Source organism: Bacillus sp. SORGH_AS_0510, assembly GCF_030818775.1.
Taxonomy (GTDB): Bacteria; Bacillota; Bacilli; order Bacillales; family Cytobacillaceae; genus Neobacillus.
On the sequence record NZ_JAUTAU010000001.1, the window covers coordinates 2,989,267 to 3,005,117 of the forward strand.

Genomic DNA, 15,851 nt, shown 5'->3' on the forward strand with positions numbered 1-15,851 from the left:
ATCCTTGCTCAAATCTTCAAGACAGAAAGCACTATCACTTAACGCTCTTGCCGATCCACAAAAATAATTCTTCTTAAATATAACAGAAAGAATCGGATAAAGCAAATGAATAAATAAATTTTCATTATGAAAAACTTTTTTGCCAAAAAAAATTATTTAAAAATATTAAACTAATTTATATCTATAAATCAATTTTCGATTGTATAATTACATGGTGAATTTAATTATGAAACGGTGAACAAATATGCGCACATATAATGAAAAAATTAGTATTTATCATGGGATGGTTTCAACCATTGCTGTGAACATGGCTGGTAACTTCTTTCCTATTTTTGCTATTTCTATTCTTGGTGCTACTAATTATCAGGTAGGGTTAATTAGCTCACTCCCTCCACTTGTAGCACTTCTCACAACCATTCCAGCAGCAATCGTATTAAATAGGCTGGAGCAACAGAAGAAAACGGTAGCGTTGTCCGTTTTCTGGGCAAGGATCATGTTTTTATTATTAATAGGCGTGGTTTTCGTTTCTTCTAACTATCAAGCATGGGCATTTTTAATCATTGTTGCCTTTATGAATGTGCCTGGGACCATTTCAAACATTGGTTGGCAAACGTTAATAAGCGGGATGATTAGTGAAGAACGACGTGGCTTATTTTTCAGTGACCGAAATCGTCTTCTTACTATTGTAGGAATGGTTACCACCCTGATTATAGGAATCGTGATGAAAAAGCAAACAGATAACGCATTCGCGTACCAATGTCTATTCTTCATAGCTTTTGCTTTTGGATTGCTAGAAGTGTTTTTTTTACTAAAGCATAAAGAAAAGGTGGAGGCAAAGACAAATAAAAAGCAGAATTCAATCATGGACTGGTCGATCTTTAAGGATCATGGGTACAAATGGTTTTTGGTATCTGCTTTGTGTTTTAATTTCACCTGGCAATTGGTGTGGGGATTATTTAATATCTATAATGTCAAATATGCGCACGCTACGATACTTTGGATAAGCATCTTTTCTGTCGCCAATCAATTGGTCCAAATCTTTTCTTTTCCATTATGGAAAAAATGGGCCGAACAAAAATCTAATACACTGATGCTCGTATGGGTAGCTGTCGGCATGGCTACGGCACCCATACTAAATGTTTTGTCAACGAACCTGTACTATTTAACGTTTGTTGCCATGACATCTGGTTTTTTTGTTTCAGGTACGATGCTCCTTTTGTTCAATCTTTTATTGGAGCAGTCTCCTAAGGAAAAAAGGACGTATTGCATTACCACGTATAATGTCCTTTTATCGTTCGTTGCCTTTATCGCCCCACAAGTAGGTATATGGTTACTAGAAACAACGGGAATGCAGAGATCGATGGAAATCAGCACCGTACTCCGGATGGTCAGCGCCTTCGTATTCCTGCTAATGTACATCAAATTTATGAAAAACCAAAAACCTGCACTTCTAAAAGCTAAATAACGTTCTAAAGAGGCTGTCTCTATCGTAAAGAGGTCAGCCTCTTTTTATTGAGTGTCATTTGTGGTGAAGTAAATACATATTTTTTAAAAGGAAGTGATATGGCGGGAGTATGAACAGGAGGCAATTATGATTATTATTAATCAGCAACGGGTAATGCCAAAGGATTTATTTCCTCATATTTCAAATAAAGAACAAAGAATAATCATCGATTATATGGAAAAATATCGTGGAAATTATGAGTATTTTACATTAGATCAATTAAAATTCGAGCTGATGTTTCGAATGAATACGATGAATGCAGCTCGACAGTTGCAAGAAAGTGGTGCGAAGTTTACTACCTTTCAATATGCCTTTTGCAATAAACAATATTGGAACCGTTTAAGTAATGGGGGCTTCCTCATCAAACCCCGCATCAGGCCCTCAGTCGCTATTCTTGATATTCTTAAAAATGGTACTCTCTATGCCTTTGAATGTTCCACAGCGGTGGCGATTGCTTTGTACATTGCCACCCTTTATTCCATAGGAAGTTCTCGATTTGATCTTCTGTTTCAAAACCTTTACTTAATGGATTGGCAGTTCGATGAGGATATGCAAATGTATCAAAAGATAGGAGATGACTATTTACCAGGTGATGTCCTTCATTTCAACAATCCCGATTTTAACCCGGCAGAGCCGCATTGGCGGGCCGAAAATGTGATTTATTTTGGAAAGGACCTTTACTGGGGACATGGTATTGGAATTAAAAATGCAAGCACAATCATTAACTTCCTTAACGATAAAAGAAAGCAAAAATCCCAACAATCCGCATACCTAATGAGACTAATCACCCGACTCTATTACCAATCGTTTCGGTAGTAGTAATGGTGTTGTAATGGTGTCAGGCACCACCTGTGGACACTTTCCACCTCAGGAGGACACAATATTTTATATACAAAAACAAAGCACCTTCGTTAGATGCTTTGTTTTTGTGCTTCCCTTCCCATTATAAGTTCTTAAACGCATCCCCAGCTTTTACTTCTTTCTTAATAACCTTATTGTCTTTTAGCCATTCTGCCACCTTGTTCCATGTGTCTGGATCTTGATAGCCAAATGATCGATCTTTTGCGTCCATAAGCGGTAAGAGCATTTCTAAGCTTTTCGTTTCAATATCCTTTTCAAGTGGAGAGGATTTGTCTTCATGCTTTAATAAAATGGATAATCCTTCCTTCGGATGCTCTTGAACAAATTTCTGTCCTTTACCAATAGCTGTCATAAACTTCTTAAACACCTCTGGTTTTGCCTTTAAGCCCTTTTCACTTGCAACCAATACTAGTTCATAATAATCCGGCACACCAAAATCAGCTGGATTTAACGTGCGCATCGGATGTCCCTCTTTTTCTAGCAACAATTTTTCATGGTTAATATAACCGCCAATTAATGCATCTGTTTTCTTTGTCGCCATAGCCGGAATTAAATCCCAACCTACATCAACCATTTTCACCTTCTTCTCATTGCCGCCATCATATTTTACCATTGATTGTACAATCGCTTCGTCAAGTGGAATGGATGGATAACCAATCGTTTTACCTACTAAATCCTTAGGTGACTGAACCGGACCATCGGCAGGAAACATTAATTGATTTAGCGGATGACGGACAATCGCACCAAACGATTGAATAGGAATATCTTCACCACGAGCTACAAGAACTTGTGGCTGGTAGCTAAGTGCCATATCGATTTGATCTGCTGCAACCATTTTAAGCGGGTCATTGGTATCTGCCGGCATCTGAATATCTACATCCAACCCTTGCTCTTTAAAGTAACCCTTTTCCTCTGCAGTATATAAAAATGAGTGTACAGCGTTCGGATACCAATCAAGCATTAAGCTGACTTTCTCGAGCTTCTTTTTCCCGCCAGATGCTGACGTATCCGAAGATTTCTCATTGGTCTTCCCACAGGCACTTAACATCATTAACAACAAACTTATTATGATTAAAAAGCTTTTCTTCATTATTATTTACCTCTCTTAGCTGCGAAATTTATTATTCAAGACTTGCCGTTCGATTAAACTTATTACTAAAAACAGGACAATCCCTAGTAAGGATAATAGAAATATAGCGGCAAACACCGCATCTGCCTGCAAATTACCTGACATTCGCCGACTAAAGTATCCGAGACCTTCACTGGCACCAAGCCATTCTCCAATCGTAGCCCCAACGACACAATAAACAACAGACAGCTTCAATCCTGATAAAAAGGCTGGCAAGGCCATTGGTACCTGTACTTTTTGAAAAATCGTCCAGCGATTCGCTCCCATAGTTAAAAGTAATTCACGGTACTCATTTCCACCCGTTTTCAGCCCGTCATATGTACTCACAACGATGGGGAAAAAGGCTGTTAAAATCGTGACAGCAATCTTGCTCCAAATTGAATAACCAAACCACATGATAAAAATCGGAGAAATGGCTATCAGCGGGATTGTTTGTGAAATGATTAGGAACGGGTAAAGGATTTTCTCCAATGGTCGGGAAAAATGCATACCTACCCCTAGCAGCACACCACCACTTACTGAAATGACAAAACCGATTAGGATCTCTTTCAACGTAGCCGGCAGATGCTCACCCAACAAAAGTTCCCTATTTTCAACTAACGATTTCCAAATGGCTGATGGAGTGGGCAAGATAAAAGCGGGAATCACCCCTTGCCTAACTACCCATTCCCATAGGCTGACAAGCAGGAGCACTACCAACAAAAACAACCCATACTCCCCTGACCATTTTTTCACTCTAGTTTTCATCTTGAATCAGCCACTCCAATTCTTTTCTCTTCCATATAAAACCTGCTTCATAAATCAGATCTGCACTTCGTGGTCTAGGAAGGTTCACTTGGACTTCCTGTACGCGATAATCATTCTTTAATAAATAAATACGATCACTTAGTAGGAGGGCTTCCTCTAGATCATGGGTGATGAACAATACCGTTTTTTGTAATTCCCCCCACAGCCCTAATAACCAGGTATGCATATTCCTTTTCGTCAAGGAATCCAGTGCTCCAAACGGTTCATCTAGTAATAAAAGATCTTTGCCTGTCATAAGAGTTCTTAAAAAAGCAACTCGCTGTCTCATTCCCCCAGACAGTTCATTTGGATAGGAATTTTCATAGGTAGCGAGCCCCAATCGGTCCAACCATTCTCGAACCTCAGGCAGTTTGCTTCGCTTATTGATCTTTGCTACCTCTAGTGGAAGCATTACATTTTCTACCACTGTTCTCCACGGTAATAGTAGATCCTTTTGTGGCATGTAACCAACAGCCCCTGATCTCGTCCTGGCATGATGACCGTTAATGAGGATATCCCCTTGGTCCGGTTCTAGTAATCCAGTAATCAACTTAAATAGTGTACTTTTGCCAGAGCCGCTTGCACCGATTACGGAAACAAATTCTCCCTGACAAATGTCCATCGAAATCTGTTTGAAAATCGGCTTCTCTTTATCAAAAGAATAGGATAAATCATTAATTGATAAGATTGATGAATTAGACAGGCCACTCGCCCCCATGGTAAACCATATCCCAGAACATATATTCAAATCGAGAAGTGGTTAAGAAATGTTCTTCTAGGATAGCTAACTCTCTTTCTGGTTTTCCTTCTGCTAAAGTATCTAGTAAGTTGATTAACCACTCTGCCAATGCACCAAACTCATCCGAGGAGTACATTTTCACCCATTCACCATATAGATAGTGACTGCTAGCACCTTGATATTGTTTAGCTAACATCTTACCAATCTCCCAATAGCTCCACATGCATGGTAATAATGAAGAAATCAATTCTTCTAGGGACCCATTTTGAGCTACATTCAGCATATAACGGGTGTAGGCTAAATTAATGGGACTTGGTTTGGTCTCTTCTAACTGCTGGTTGTTAATCCCAAACCGAGCGGCATATTCGCGGTGCAGATCCATCTCGCCATGTAAGGTTTCATGTAAGAGCTTGGCAAAGGCTGCCATGGTTTCGATATCTTTTGCTTTCACTGCTCCTAAAGCAAACAGCTTAGAATAATCAATTAAGAACACATAATCCTGTTTCATGTAACGAATAAATGATTCCATAGGAAGGTCCCCTTTCCCCATTCCGACAACAAAAGGATGCTCATGTGTTTTCTCCCAAATATCACTTACTTTCTGAAAAAGCCTCTCAGAAAATTTCATGTTACCCCTCCTTCTTGGTGTTACACCACTCTGCGATAAACAAGGCTATGATTTTTGTAAAATCTAACAACTGACAAATTTCTAGCTTCTCATTCACTGCATGAGCATCTTCCAATTTACCCGGTCCGAAAATGGCCGTTGGAATTCCTGCCCGCCCGAGCCATCCTGCATCGGTTACGGTAGTTGACATACCAACATTCGGCATATCCATTTTCATTTTTTCATAGGAAGCAGTTAAAGCCTTTGTTCCAAGGTGATCTCTGTCCAATTCTAATGAAGGAAAAATCTCACCTCGGTCCTCAATCATGGACTTTCCTCCCCAAACAAAGGTTGGAGGATTCTCTCGAAGCCACGGATCAGCAGCTGCTACAGCGCCGATGTGTTGTTCGATTTCCTTTATCACTTCTTCAAAGTCCTCATTAGGATAAAAGTGGACCGTTATCCATAATGCACATTGATCTGCCACGAAAGCGGCATGCCTGCCTCCTTCGATCACAGCGGGATTAATCGTATTCGTACCAGGCGGAAAACCTTCATAACTTTTCGTTATTGCCCAATGCCGCTCCAGCTCCTGAAGCCCTGTAATAATCTTCATCATCTTTTCAATGGCGCTAGCACCTTTTACGCCACCACCTGCATGAATCATTTTTCGCCGGAGTCCGTCATGATAGGTCTCTTTGCTTTGAATCGTAATCCAACCTGTGATCACTCCGCCTTGGCCTTGAATATGTAAATCACTAGTATCGACCACTACGGCATAATCAGCAGTATACCCTCTCTCAACACATGCTTGTGTCCCTGCTTCTCCCACTTCTTCTCCAATTACGGATTGAAAATGAAGATCACCGCTTAGGGATATACCCATCTCTTTTAAAAGCTTGATAGCAAAAAGGGATGCTGCCATTCCACCTTTCATGTCTGCCACGCCACGTCCATAAACATATGAATCTATTATCCTTGTGCTAAAAGGTGATGAAACCCACTCCCTGTCATCTCCCACTTCAGCCACGTCCACATGCCCATTTATAATTAAACTATTAAACTGCCCAGAGGATTCACCCTTTAAAATTCCCACCACATTTGGGTCACCTGCGTATACATCCCATTGATCCGTTTGAAAGTCCAGGCCATCTAGATAATCTTTAATAAATCCCTGTATTTCATTTGTATTTCGGGCAGGTGGGCTTACTGTTGGGAAAGCCACCAGCGTGGAGAGCAATTCAAGAAGTTCCTCTTTTCTTGATTCCACCTCGACTGCAATTTTCTCGGCTAATTCGTTCCACATTTTCTGTACCACCTTATACTTTTGCTTGCGTTCCCTCTAGTTTCACAACTTTTTTCTTTAAAAATAAAGTTAAAATAATAAACCCAATTAATGCACCAGCGAACGAGCTAAAAATAAATAAAGGAATGAAGCCAAATAATGTTGCTTTTTGTCCAAGGAATAGTGTTGCGATTGGATAACAAAGCATAGCACCAAGGATTCCCGTCCCGATCACTTCTCCAAAAAATGCAAGATAGATTTTCCTTGTTTTCAAGAATAATAGGGAGGCGAGCAATGCACCGACCATACTTCCTGGGAAAGCAAACGGTGATCCCGTACCGATCAAGTTTCTAATAAGGGAGACACAGAACGCTTGAGCCACAGCATAATATGGCCCTAAAAGAACTGCTGACAATACATTCATGAAATGTTGAACAGGAAAAACCTTTGTAAAGCCAACGGGAATATAAAAAAGATTACTGGACAAAGTTCCGATTGCAATCATCATGGCGGTTAAAGTAAGTTTGTGTGTTTTTCTCATTCTTCTATCACTCCTGACCCAATATGGCACAAATATTTCTTCCTAGTGCTTGCACAGCCTCTAGCGGTGACTCTGCATGACTAATTGCCGTAATCACAGAAACACCATCTGCACCTGCTGCCACTACCGATTGTGCATTTTCAATCGTAATGCCACCGATTCCAACAATCGGGATGTTAAAGCCATCCTTCCGCAACGCTTCAATTAAAATCGTTCCTCGAGATGGTTTGGCATCGGCTTTCGTGGTGGTTGGAAAAACTGGACCAAATCCCGAAATAATCCGCACCGTCCCTTAGGGCTGCTAAAGCTTCCTCTTTTGAATGAACAGATACACCAAGGATTTTGTCGCCAATCTTACCCCTGACTGATTTGACCGTTTCATCTTCTTGACCAATATGGACACCATCTGCATTTAATTCTAGGGCAAGTTCAATATCATCATTCACGATAAAAGGGATATGATTTGCCTTACACATTCTTTGAAGTTCCTTCGCGAGTGAATATTTTTCCGCACCCGTCAACGCACCTTCCCCCTTTTCACGGAATTGAAAAATAGTTATCCCCCCAGCAATAGCTTCCTTTAATACCTCAACAGGATCCTTCAAGCAGTTATTACTGCCCATGATAAAATAGACCCTTAAGGCTTCCCTTAACGTTGTCATGAAGGTGCCACCTCTTTTCCATTTCTTTTTTTTCTATAGGCCCAATGATTGGTTGGTCCATGCCCCTGGCCAATCTCTAAATCTTCCTCAATCGCCGCCTGAATAAAATCCTTAGCAGTTAAAACTGCCTCATACACGCTAGCACCTTTTGCCAGCTCTGCAGTTAATGCAGCTGAGAAGGTGCACCCTGTTCCATGCGTATTTTTAGTAATGATACGTTTGCTAGAAAAAGTGTAGAATTCTTTGCCATCGAATAATAAATCAATTGCCTCGGATTCATTCTCGTCATGACCACCTTTAATAACAATATTCTTGACTCCGAATGCATGTAATTTCCTCGCGGCTTCCTTTTTATCCTCAATTGACTGGATCGTCATTCCAGTTAATACTTCCGCTTCGGGAATGTTCGGTGTGATGACCATGGCTAGAGGCAGTAAATAGGTTTTCATCGCTGAAATAGCTTCTTGTAACAGTAAGGAAGCTCCGCCTTTAGCAATCATCACCGGGTCAACAACAACATTTTCCCAGTTAAAAACTTTAATTTGTTCAGACACGGCTTCAATAATTTCAGCATTAAACAGCATTCCTGTTTTTAATGCATCCGTTCCAATATCCTCACCAATCGCTTGAATCTGTTTGATCACAGCCTCTACAGACATGGGATACACTCCGTGGACCCCCAATGTATTTTGAGCGGTAACTGCCGTTAATGCCGACATGCCAAATACCTGAAGTTCCTGAAACGTCTTTAAGTCTGCTTGAATTCCAGCTCCACCACCACTATCTGAACCAGCAATTGTTAGTGCTTTTTTCATAAAAATCCCCCCATTTTACTCACTGATTTTTTCAAATAATGCAAATTGCTCTATATCTCTAGAAGAAGTCAATGATAACTGGTTTAAAAATTCAAATTGGAAGCTACCAGGTCCAAATTTATCTGTTTTTTCTGCTGCCTTCTCTGCAGCAATTCCATAGAAGGATAAAGCTGCTACTGCTGCCTTTATTAAATCTTTTTCCACACCAGCAAAGGCACCTATTACCGAGGTTAATAGACAACCCGTCCCCGTAACTTTTGTTAATATTGGATGTCCATTTTTAACAACATAGATTGTTTCTCCATCAGTCACGATATCCTCTTTCCCCGTGATGACTACGACAGTTTTCATTTTTCGTGCAGCTGAGATGGCTACTTCAACAATATTGCCATTTGCGTCACCTGCATCTACACCTTTAATTTCCCAGTTTTCGCCGACAACATTAGCAATTTCAGCCGCATTTCCTCGAATAACTGATACATTTACTTCCTTCATAATCTTTTGTGCAGTTTCCGTACGGTAACGTGTTGCTCCAGCTCCTACAGGATCAAAAATGACTGGTACTCCGGTTTCATTTGCAGCTTTTCCAGCAATAATCATAGACTCGACTGTCTGCGAATTTAAGGTACCAATATTCAACACTAGCGAACTAGCAATCTTAGCCATATCGGCTACTTCTTCTTCTGCATAGGCCATGACTGGTGATGCACCAAGGGCAAGCAGGCCATTTGCTGTAAAGTTTGTAACGACGACATTTGTTATATTATGTACAAGTGGTCTTCCCTCTCTTACCTTTTCCAATGTTTCAAACAAGCTGTTTTTTTTCACAACAATCTCCCCTTTTTTAAAAAATGGCTCTGTTAAAATTGTCTGTTGATTTCCGCTCCAGGCACGAGCGGTTCGTGGGTGTTTCGGCGAGCCTCCTCGACGCAAGCGTCTGCGAGGTCTCCCCTGAACCATACTCCCACAGGAGTCTTCGTGCCTTCCGCTCCAATCAACAGGATGTATAAATCAACATTGTTCTTTAACACAGCTTAAAAATAAAAAAACCAGATCCATATATTGGACCTGGTTAGTTAGAAAGAGTAATAAAAAATACTATTCACTCGACTACTTTCCTACGCTGGTATTACCCAGATCAGGTCCGAAGGGTTAAAAACGTTGCCGTTTTCTCTCAGCCCGCTGATCAGGGCACCCCTAGTAGATACTTCTTTATGAAATTACCTAAATAGTACTGCTAAAAATTTCAGATGTAAAGTAAATAATTTTATAAGATTTGTCATTCAGTCCATTTACCTTTCTAAATCGGTGTTTCCTTTTGCTAAATCCATCAGCTCTTTTAATTCATTAGTAAAGCCTTTTACTGCTCTGCCATCGAAAACAGTTACCGGCACACCTAAGAAACCGTACATCTCTACTTCTTTTTGAAATTCTGGGTTTGTGGCTACGTTTCTTGCCTCAAAAGCGATTCCTTCCTCTGTTAAAACCTGTTTTACCATTGTACATTCAATACAGTCGTTCGTTGTATAGACAATTACGGACTTATTCATTGGCATAATTCTCCTCTAACTGATATTGCGACAAATTTCATCTAGTTTCCTCTTCCATCGATTATATAACAGTTAACGGTATAGGTTGAAGACCTCTGTTTCAGGAAATATTGCTCGGGAAAGCGCACGAACAGACAATTCTCGCGTTTACATGTCGGAAAGTGAAAGCGATATTCTTCATTTACGAGGGCTGGACTGCCTTTTTTTCTACTTTCATGATATTCGTTGATGCTTGTCTGTGAAAATTTCATATGATATCTCTTGTAAGGCCCTTATTCATGAATGGGCTCGGGATTCAAACTTTAAAAAAGGTGGGTAGAATAATGAGCAAAAAAAATAAGAAGATTCAAGAAGATCAAGTTGAAAATACATTTGATATAGACTCCATTTTACAGTCGGTAAACAACTTGCTGAAAGAAGAGCTATTAAAGGCTTTGGGAAATTCCTCAGAAAATGCATCTTCTAACACAGTAGAAAAAGAGCAATCAGATGCACAAGATACTAAACAACAACAAGAGCTTGTTGTCGAGGAACAAGTACAACAAATTGAAGACAGCAGTCCTCCTGAGAATGACCTTCGCTCCAAAATTGGCAATCACTTATTAGCGATTGAAACCGACATAGCAGCCTATATTTCAAGCTTTGAAGATGAGATTCGAGCAGAACTTGCAGGTTTAAAGGAACAAAATACAACCCTATTAAAACAAGTCTCAGATTTCGAGAAGAAGAATAAGGATAAAGACAAGGAAAAGGACAAAAAGAAAAAGAAAGAAAAGTAAACTCTAAATAAAAAAACCTTGAACTCTCAAGGTTTTTTTACTTTGTTTAAGAATTTACATACTATTATCATGTAAAGGGAGATAAATTTTTTTCAAAAATCTCTCCATGAGGTGTGGAAGAACACTTTTACGCCTCGTCACTAGGGCACTGACCATGGCTTTTTTCTCTTCTTTACTTACCATCCAATCTTCTGGAATCATTGAGATGATTTCCTCAATTAAAAATATAGGGATGGTCTGGATTAGTTCCAAATAATCCGTAAAACTATTTTCCGATTCAATAAATTTTGCCATAATCTGATGTGTAGCGCTCTTCAATAACTGCTCTGACATGTCCTCTAAATCACTGGCAATCCAGTTGTATGCACCGAAAATCTCAGCATGATCAATAATCCATAATTGGTATTGTCCTGGATCTTCCTCACATAAGACTATATTTTTACGCGTACGATCGCGATTGCAAAGCCAGTAATCTAGCAAGATGGCACCTGCTAATGACTGGTGATTACTAATACTAGAAATATTTGGCGTTTGATGACCGTCCATACAATCAGGAACATATAAAGAAGCGAATTGGTATTGGGTATGGTGCATGACTTTCAGTTCAGGAACTTGCGCAATAAACTCTGGTGGTATCGCTACTAACCGGGCAAATGGAATCGGCAGACCGAGATATCGTGCTAAACAATACCCCACCCATTCATTTGGTAAAGTTCTCTCAAACCCAGGCTGAAAGAACTTTACCACATAGTCATGTCCATCACTAAAACTTATTAAGTGAGCATTAGACTTTCCTTCTAATGTTTTTCGATAGGCAATAGGAGTAATCATCTCATCTCCCCCTCCCCATTTACCTCTCCGCCCTTTTGGACAATTTTCTTTAATAAATTCACATATGCATCTGCAACTGTTTGGATGGAAAAATGTTGTTGAACTCTATTAATTGCAGCCTGAGACATCTGTTGAAAGCGTATTGGATCATCAATAATTCCATATATTTGATTGACGGCATCTTCGACATTTTGTCCACGAAATAGTAAGCCTGTCTCCCCCTCAACCACTAATTCTGTTACTGGCATCATTCTAGATGCCACAACAGGTACACCACAGGTCATTGATTCAATGAAGGTATTTCCAAAGGATTCTGATTTAGTGGTTGCAAGAGTACATCCACCAGATTGACGAATCTTTGCATAGACATGAGGCATTTGCTGATATGGAATGACCGGGAACCATTTAATAATATCGGTGAGCTGCTCTTGCTGCCAGGCTGCCGTAAATTCTTCACGCTGTACACTCTGTGCTCCACCGATGACCCAAATCTCAATATCGTCTCGTTCATTCTTAATCTTTTTTGCAATCTCAAGTAGCATCGGCCAGTTTTTACGTTTGTCCAATCTGCCAATCCATCCGATAATTTTTTTATCATTTGGAAGTATTGGTTCACTTTGAAAATCAATTTCCTCTTCCATTAATGCACGGAAAAAAGAAGTATCTACACCGTTGTATATGACTTCAATGGGGACATTATTTGTTAATATGGAAACAATTCGTTTTTGATATTGAGAGGGTACGATGATTAATTCGGGTTGAATTCCTTTAAAAGATTTTACATGGGGCATAAGCTTAATTAGTTCAGGTGTTCGGGCTTCTACAATAACAGGTCCTTGAAAGTTGGCTTTTCGAACCCATTTGTATGCCGCACCCGTATCAACAATAATAATCGCATCATAACAATTATCTTTAATAATTTTTTGAATTTCCTTTTCATCCTTCGTTAAATAGACAGGAGCAATGTCCTGCATGATGTGGAGCCCGCCATGATCAGTTGTGTAAAGAAATTCGGTATCAATGCCATGATTCTTAAAATAAATGGAGCGATTTCGCCATCCAGCATTTACTCCGCCAACAGTGAGCAGTCGCCAGATTACTAGTACTTTCATTTAGCTTTCTCCTTGTCAGTATTTAGGGTCCTCCTTAGACATCCGTTTAACGCATTTTATGGATCAGTAATGATATGGTGGAATGTTATTTTTTCTTGCTTTTTTTGCTCTTTTTACCACGAAAATGCCTATCATATCTTTCACCTTCAAATCGTCGGTGCTGATCGCGTTTTTTATCTCTACCAGGGTGTTTTCCATCGCCTCGGTCAATTTCTCCTTCAAAGCGTTTTACTCCTCTATCCTGTTCCTGCATGCGAGATTGTTCCAACTCATCCCAATACTTATCGATTTTTTCCATCACAGCTTCAGGATCCTTGCCACGGGCAAGCATGGTTTTAATCCATTCTTCTTTAAACACCTTATGAACTAAGCCATGTAATTGGAGAACATATTGTTCTTCATCATCTCTTATTAACATCTTTTTGCTTAGATTTTTGATCTTGTCCTTATCCGGTTTTTGAGGAAGAAGTATTTGATAAATCTCACGGGATAACTCTTCCATGCGAATATAGTGGAGCCATTCCTGATATAATTCAGGAGCCATTTCTTGAACATGTGCTAAGAAAATAGCCTTATTTTCATCCCCTAAGGAATTTAAAAGCTTCCTTGGATATGGATACACCCGATCTCTCCATACGGTTCTTGCCACATCAATTACTTTCAAATTGCCGTCTGGCTGAATATAAATCTGCCTTTTATGATGATCAATCCGTTCATAACCGATTGCCTTAAAAGTGATTAACATGTCAATTAACTTCGCAGAAAGTTCTGGAGTTAATGGCTGTGATTGAAGATATTCACGCACATCTACCCCTCTAATAATATCCATAGCAATGTAGAGCGGACCTTTCGCATGAATCTTTGGAAATAGGTCCGTATGCTGGCCTAGGGACAAGGCATAGTGTTCGCGGTCGCAATCTTCCGGGTTCCCAAATACTTTTACACAAATATCATCCGTCACCTGAAAGACGGCACCTTGCCTGCCTTTCCCAAGTAAAACTAATGGTGAATTATTAACGACCTCTACGTCAGCATTGATCAGGTTTTTCACTTCAATTTGTTTCATCCATTCTTTTAATTGTTCAGTATCCATTTTTCCCCTCCTTATAAATAATTGAATAAAAAAGAAAGCTACTTATGCAGTATCGCTTAATATAGTTAATTCAAAGAGGACTTAAAATGTACAGGCTACTGTCCAAATGAACAAAAAACCCCGCCAACAAATGCTGGCGAGAGTTTTTTGGGGTGTCAGGCACCAAATTTTATAGAAGTAAGTATGCAAGTGGTGCTGTGAGTAATATCGTTAGTACTACTCTTTCGAACCAGATGACTACTAACTTTCCAATTGTGAGTGGAATCTCTGTTGATAAAATACACGGTACCACTGCAGAAAAGAAGATAATGGAAGAGACGGATACAACAGCGATCACAAATTTCGTTACAACTGCTGCTTTGGTCACTAACAAGGCAGGTAAAAACATTTCTGCAATGCCCACTGCACTAGCCTTGGCTGCTAGCATAGGATCAGGCAGCTGAACAAGTGCTGTAAATGGATAGAAAATATATCCTAGCCAATCAAATACAGGTGTAAACTCGGCCAAGATCAAACCGAGTAACCCAACCGACATGATGGATGGTAAAATTCCCATGGTCATGACAAAGCCATCTTTTAGATTTTCCCATATGTTTTTACCAAAGCTCGGTGATTCATTCGCTGTAATCATGGCCTCTTTCCAAGCAGTTTTCATTCGATCTTTTTTAATGATGACCTCTTGGTCGCCTTCCATCTCCTGGTAGTAGGAATCACTCATTTTTGATAATGGCCAGATTCGAACTGTAATAGCAGTAACGATAAATGTAACAACTAGCGTAATCCAAAAATAAGCATTCCACATGTCCATCAGATTTAGTGTTTTCGCTACTACAATCATAAATGTTGCTGAAACCGTGGAAAATCCTGTAGCAATAATGGCTGCTTCTTTGATAGAGTATTTTCCTTCTTTGAATACACGGTTCGTAATCAACAAACCGATAGAATAGCTACCTACAAAAGAGGCAACCGCATCAATAGCCGATCTTCCGGGCGTTTTCCAAATCGGCCGCATGACTGGTTGCATGAATATTCCGATAAATTCCAGCAAACCATACCCTACTAACAAAGCAAGAAATACAGAGCCAATTGGAACTAATAACCCTACCGAAATCACTAGTTTGTTATAAAGGAATGGTGCCATATCCGGACTAAAAAACCATTTTGGACCTACATTAAAAACGAACATAGCCCCTGCAACAAAACCCAGGATTTTCAAGATTGAAAATATTAACGTTACCGTATCCTTTCTCCAAGTTTTCTTATAGAAAGGATAAACTGCCCCTAATAAAATTACTAAAAGTGCATAATAAGGCAAAATACTAGGAACGGCTAATTGAATAGCCGAAACAAAGTGGTCGAGCATAATTGAGGATTTTCCATTTAAAGTAATCGGTACAAAGAATACAAAAATACCAATAGCACTGAAAACAAAAAACTTTACCATATTCAACATATTACTATTCTGTAATTCTGGTTGCTTCGCATTCACTACAGTTTGATTTTCCATTTCCATCCCCCTTGTCATTTATGGTGACAGGCACCAAAAATCCTTTTTGG

The 15,851-nt window shown here is 39.6% G+C and carries 16 protein-coding genes, 1 pseudogene and 1 riboswitch; of the genes and pseudogenes, 3 read left to right on the forward strand and 14 right to left on the reverse strand.

The genetic code is table 11. The annotated features are described in order from the left end of the window. The first annotated feature begins 244 nt into the window (after nucleotides 1-244). Together QE429_RS15365 and QE429_RS15370 are read left to right on the forward strand one after the other, a co-directional pair. Nucleotides 245-1,465 carry an MFS transporter gene (locus tag QE429_RS15365; RefSeq protein WP_307288141.1) on the forward strand — a complete coding sequence of 407 codons (1,221 nt, stop codon included), beginning with the start codon at nucleotides 245-247 and terminating at the stop codon, nucleotides 1,463-1,465. 126 nt (nucleotides 1,466-1,591) lie between these two features. Next, nucleotides 1,592-2,320 carry a protein-glutamine gamma-glutamyltransferase gene (locus tag QE429_RS15370; RefSeq protein WP_307288143.1) on the forward strand — a complete coding sequence of 243 codons (729 nt, stop codon included), beginning with the start codon at nucleotides 1,592-1,594 and terminating at the stop codon, nucleotides 2,318-2,320. A gap of 127 nt (nucleotides 2,321-2,447) precedes the next feature. On the opposite strand, the gene QE429_RS15375 is transcribed toward QE429_RS15370, so the two are convergent. From QE429_RS15375 to QE429_RS15420, 10 genes and pseudogenes are all read right to left on the reverse strand, one after another. Continuing rightward, nucleotides 2,448-3,455, reverse strand: coding sequence for an ABC transporter substrate-binding protein (locus QE429_RS15375; RefSeq protein ID WP_307288146.1), 1,008 nt, complete (start codon nucleotides 3,453-3,455; stop codon nucleotides 2,448-2,450). A gap of 15 nt (nucleotides 3,456-3,470) precedes the next feature. Then, complete coding sequence (locus QE429_RS15380) at nucleotides 3,471-4,241, reverse strand: ABC transporter permease (RefSeq protein WP_307288148.1); 771 nt, start codon at nucleotides 4,239-4,241, stop codon at nucleotides 3,471-3,473. After that, nucleotides 4,231-4,998 carry an ABC transporter ATP-binding protein gene (locus QE429_RS15385; RefSeq protein ID WP_307288149.1) on the reverse strand — a complete coding sequence of 256 codons (768 nt, stop codon included), beginning with the start codon at nucleotides 4,996-4,998 and terminating at the stop codon, nucleotides 4,231-4,233. The genes QE429_RS15380 and QE429_RS15385 overlap by 11 nt, the downstream gene beginning before the upstream one ends. After that, nucleotides 4,976-5,647 (reverse strand): thiaminase II, encoded by a 672-nt coding sequence (tenA, locus tag QE429_RS15390; RefSeq protein WP_307288151.1) that lies wholly within the window; start codon nucleotides 5,645-5,647, stop codon nucleotides 4,976-4,978. Before tenA ends, QE429_RS15385 begins: the two co-directional genes overlap by 23 nt. A 1-nt stretch (nucleotide 5,648) precedes the next feature. Then, nucleotides 5,649-6,932 (reverse strand): acetylornithine deacetylase, encoded by a 1,284-nt coding sequence (locus QE429_RS15395; RefSeq protein WP_307288152.1) that lies wholly within the window; start codon nucleotides 6,930-6,932, stop codon nucleotides 5,649-5,651. A 13-nt stretch (nucleotides 6,933-6,945) separates the two neighbouring features. Next, nucleotides 6,946-7,452 (reverse strand): energy coupling factor transporter S component ThiW, encoded by a 507-nt coding sequence (gene thiW, locus QE429_RS15400; RefSeq protein WP_307288153.1) that lies wholly within the window; start codon nucleotides 7,450-7,452, stop codon nucleotides 6,946-6,948. A gap of 7 nt (nucleotides 7,453-7,459) precedes the next feature. Further along, nucleotides 7,460-8,114 (reverse strand): annotated as a pseudogene (gene thiE, locus QE429_RS15405) (thiamine phosphate synthase). Then, nucleotides 8,111-8,929, reverse strand: coding sequence for a bifunctional hydroxymethylpyrimidine kinase/phosphomethylpyrimidine kinase (gene thiD / locus QE429_RS15410; RefSeq protein WP_307288154.1), 819 nt, complete (start codon nucleotides 8,927-8,929; stop codon nucleotides 8,111-8,113). Before thiD ends, thiE begins: the two are co-directional and overlap by 4 nt. Before the next feature lie 15 nt (nucleotides 8,930-8,944). Further along, nucleotides 8,945-9,757, reverse strand: a complete 813-nt coding sequence (thiM, locus tag QE429_RS15415) for a hydroxyethylthiazole kinase (protein WP_307288155.1) — start codon at nucleotides 9,755-9,757, stop codon at nucleotides 8,945-8,947. A 270-nt stretch (nucleotides 9,758-10,027) separates the two neighbouring features. After that, a riboswitch (TPP riboswitch) is annotated at nucleotides 10,028-10,138 on the reverse strand. 83 nt (nucleotides 10,139-10,221) lie between these two features. Continuing rightward, on the reverse strand, nucleotides 10,222-10,479 hold the full coding sequence (locus QE429_RS15420; RefSeq protein ID WP_307288156.1) for a glutaredoxin family protein: 258 nt from the start codon (nucleotides 10,477-10,479) through the stop codon (nucleotides 10,222-10,224). Between the two features lie 323 nt (nucleotides 10,480-10,802). Here QE429_RS15420 and QE429_RS15425 point away from each other — a divergent pair, with 323 nt between their 5' ends. After that, the gene (locus QE429_RS15425; protein WP_307288157.1) at nucleotides 10,803-11,258 is read left to right on the forward strand and encodes a hypothetical protein; all 456 of its coding nucleotides are present in this window, start codon (nucleotides 10,803-10,805) and stop codon (nucleotides 11,256-11,258) included. 54 nt (nucleotides 11,259-11,312) lie between these two features. On the opposite strand, the gene QE429_RS15430 is transcribed toward QE429_RS15425, so the two are convergent. The 4 genes from QE429_RS15430 to QE429_RS15445 form a co-directional block, all read right to left on the reverse strand. Next, nucleotides 11,313-12,089 carry a HipA family kinase gene (locus QE429_RS15430; RefSeq protein WP_307288158.1) on the reverse strand — a complete coding sequence of 259 codons (777 nt, stop codon included), beginning with the start codon at nucleotides 12,087-12,089 and terminating at the stop codon, nucleotides 11,313-11,315. Further along, on the reverse strand, nucleotides 12,086-13,201 hold the full coding sequence (locus QE429_RS15435) for a glycosyltransferase family 4 protein (RefSeq protein WP_307288160.1): 1,116 nt from the start codon (nucleotides 13,199-13,201) through the stop codon (nucleotides 12,086-12,088). The genes QE429_RS15430 and QE429_RS15435 overlap by 4 nt, the downstream gene beginning before the upstream one ends. Nucleotides 13,202-13,286: 85 nt before the next feature. Continuing rightward, nucleotides 13,287-14,294 carry a serine/threonine-protein kinase gene (locus QE429_RS15440; protein WP_307288162.1) on the reverse strand — a complete coding sequence of 336 codons (1,008 nt, stop codon included), beginning with the start codon at nucleotides 14,292-14,294 and terminating at the stop codon, nucleotides 13,287-13,289. 169 nt (nucleotides 14,295-14,463) lie between these two features. After that, nucleotides 14,464-15,801: a YjiH family protein gene (locus tag QE429_RS15445; RefSeq protein ID WP_307288163.1), complete on the reverse strand. Its 1,338-nt coding sequence runs from the start codon at nucleotides 15,799-15,801 to the stop codon at nucleotides 14,464-14,466. Nucleotides 15,802-15,851: the final 50 nt, after the last annotated feature.

Bases quoted from the DNA above. Each gene is read 5' to 3' on its own strand.
- QE429_RS15365 (WP_307288141.1), top strand. From the start codon at position 245: ATGCGCACATATAATGAAAAAATTAGTATTTATCATGGGATGGTTTCA.
- QE429_RS15370 (WP_307288143.1), top strand. From the start codon at position 1,592: ATGATTATTATTAATCAGCAACGGGTAATGCCAAAGGATTTATTTCCT.
- QE429_RS15375 (WP_307288146.1), bottom strand. From the start codon at position 3,455: ATGAAGAAAAGCTTTTTAATCATAATAAGTTTGTTGTTAATGATGTTA.
- QE429_RS15380 (WP_307288148.1), bottom strand. From the start codon at position 4,241: ATGAAAACTAGAGTGAAAAAATGGTCAGGGGAGTATGGGTTGTTTTTG.
- QE429_RS15385 (WP_307288149.1), bottom strand. From the start codon at position 4,998: ATGGGGGCGAGTGGCCTGTCTAATTCATCAATCTTATCAATTAATGAT.
- tenA (WP_307288151.1), bottom strand. From the start codon at position 5,647: ATGAAATTTTCTGAGAGGCTTTTTCAGAAAGTAAGTGATATTTGGGAG.
- QE429_RS15395 (WP_307288152.1), bottom strand. From the start codon at position 6,932: ATGTGGAACGAATTAGCCGAGAAAATTGCAGTCGAGGTGGAATCAAGA.
- thiW (WP_307288153.1), bottom strand. From the start codon at position 7,452: ATGAGAAAAACACACAAACTTACTTTAACCGCCATGATGATTGCAATC.
- thiD (WP_307288154.1), bottom strand. From the start codon at position 8,929: ATGAAAAAAGCACTAACAATTGCTGGTTCAGATAGTGGTGGTGGAGCT.
- QE429_RS15420 (WP_307288156.1), bottom strand. From the start codon at position 10,479: ATGAATAAGTCCGTAATTGTCTATACAACGAACGACTGTATTGAATGT.
- QE429_RS15425 (WP_307288157.1), top strand. From the start codon at position 10,803: ATGAGCAAAAAAAATAAGAAGATTCAAGAAGATCAAGTTGAAAATACA.
- QE429_RS15430 (WP_307288158.1), bottom strand. From the start codon at position 12,089: ATGATTACTCCTATTGCCTATCGAAAAACATTAGAAGGAAAGTCTAAT.
- QE429_RS15435 (WP_307288160.1), bottom strand. From the start codon at position 13,201: ATGAAAGTACTAGTAATCTGGCGACTGCTCACTGTTGGCGGAGTAAAT.
- QE429_RS15440 (WP_307288162.1), bottom strand. From the start codon at position 14,294: ATGGATACTGAACAATTAAAAGAATGGATGAAACAAATTGAAGTGAAA.
- QE429_RS15445 (WP_307288163.1), bottom strand. From the start codon at position 15,801: ATGGAAAATCAAACTGTAGTGAATGCGAAGCAACCAGAATTACAGAAT.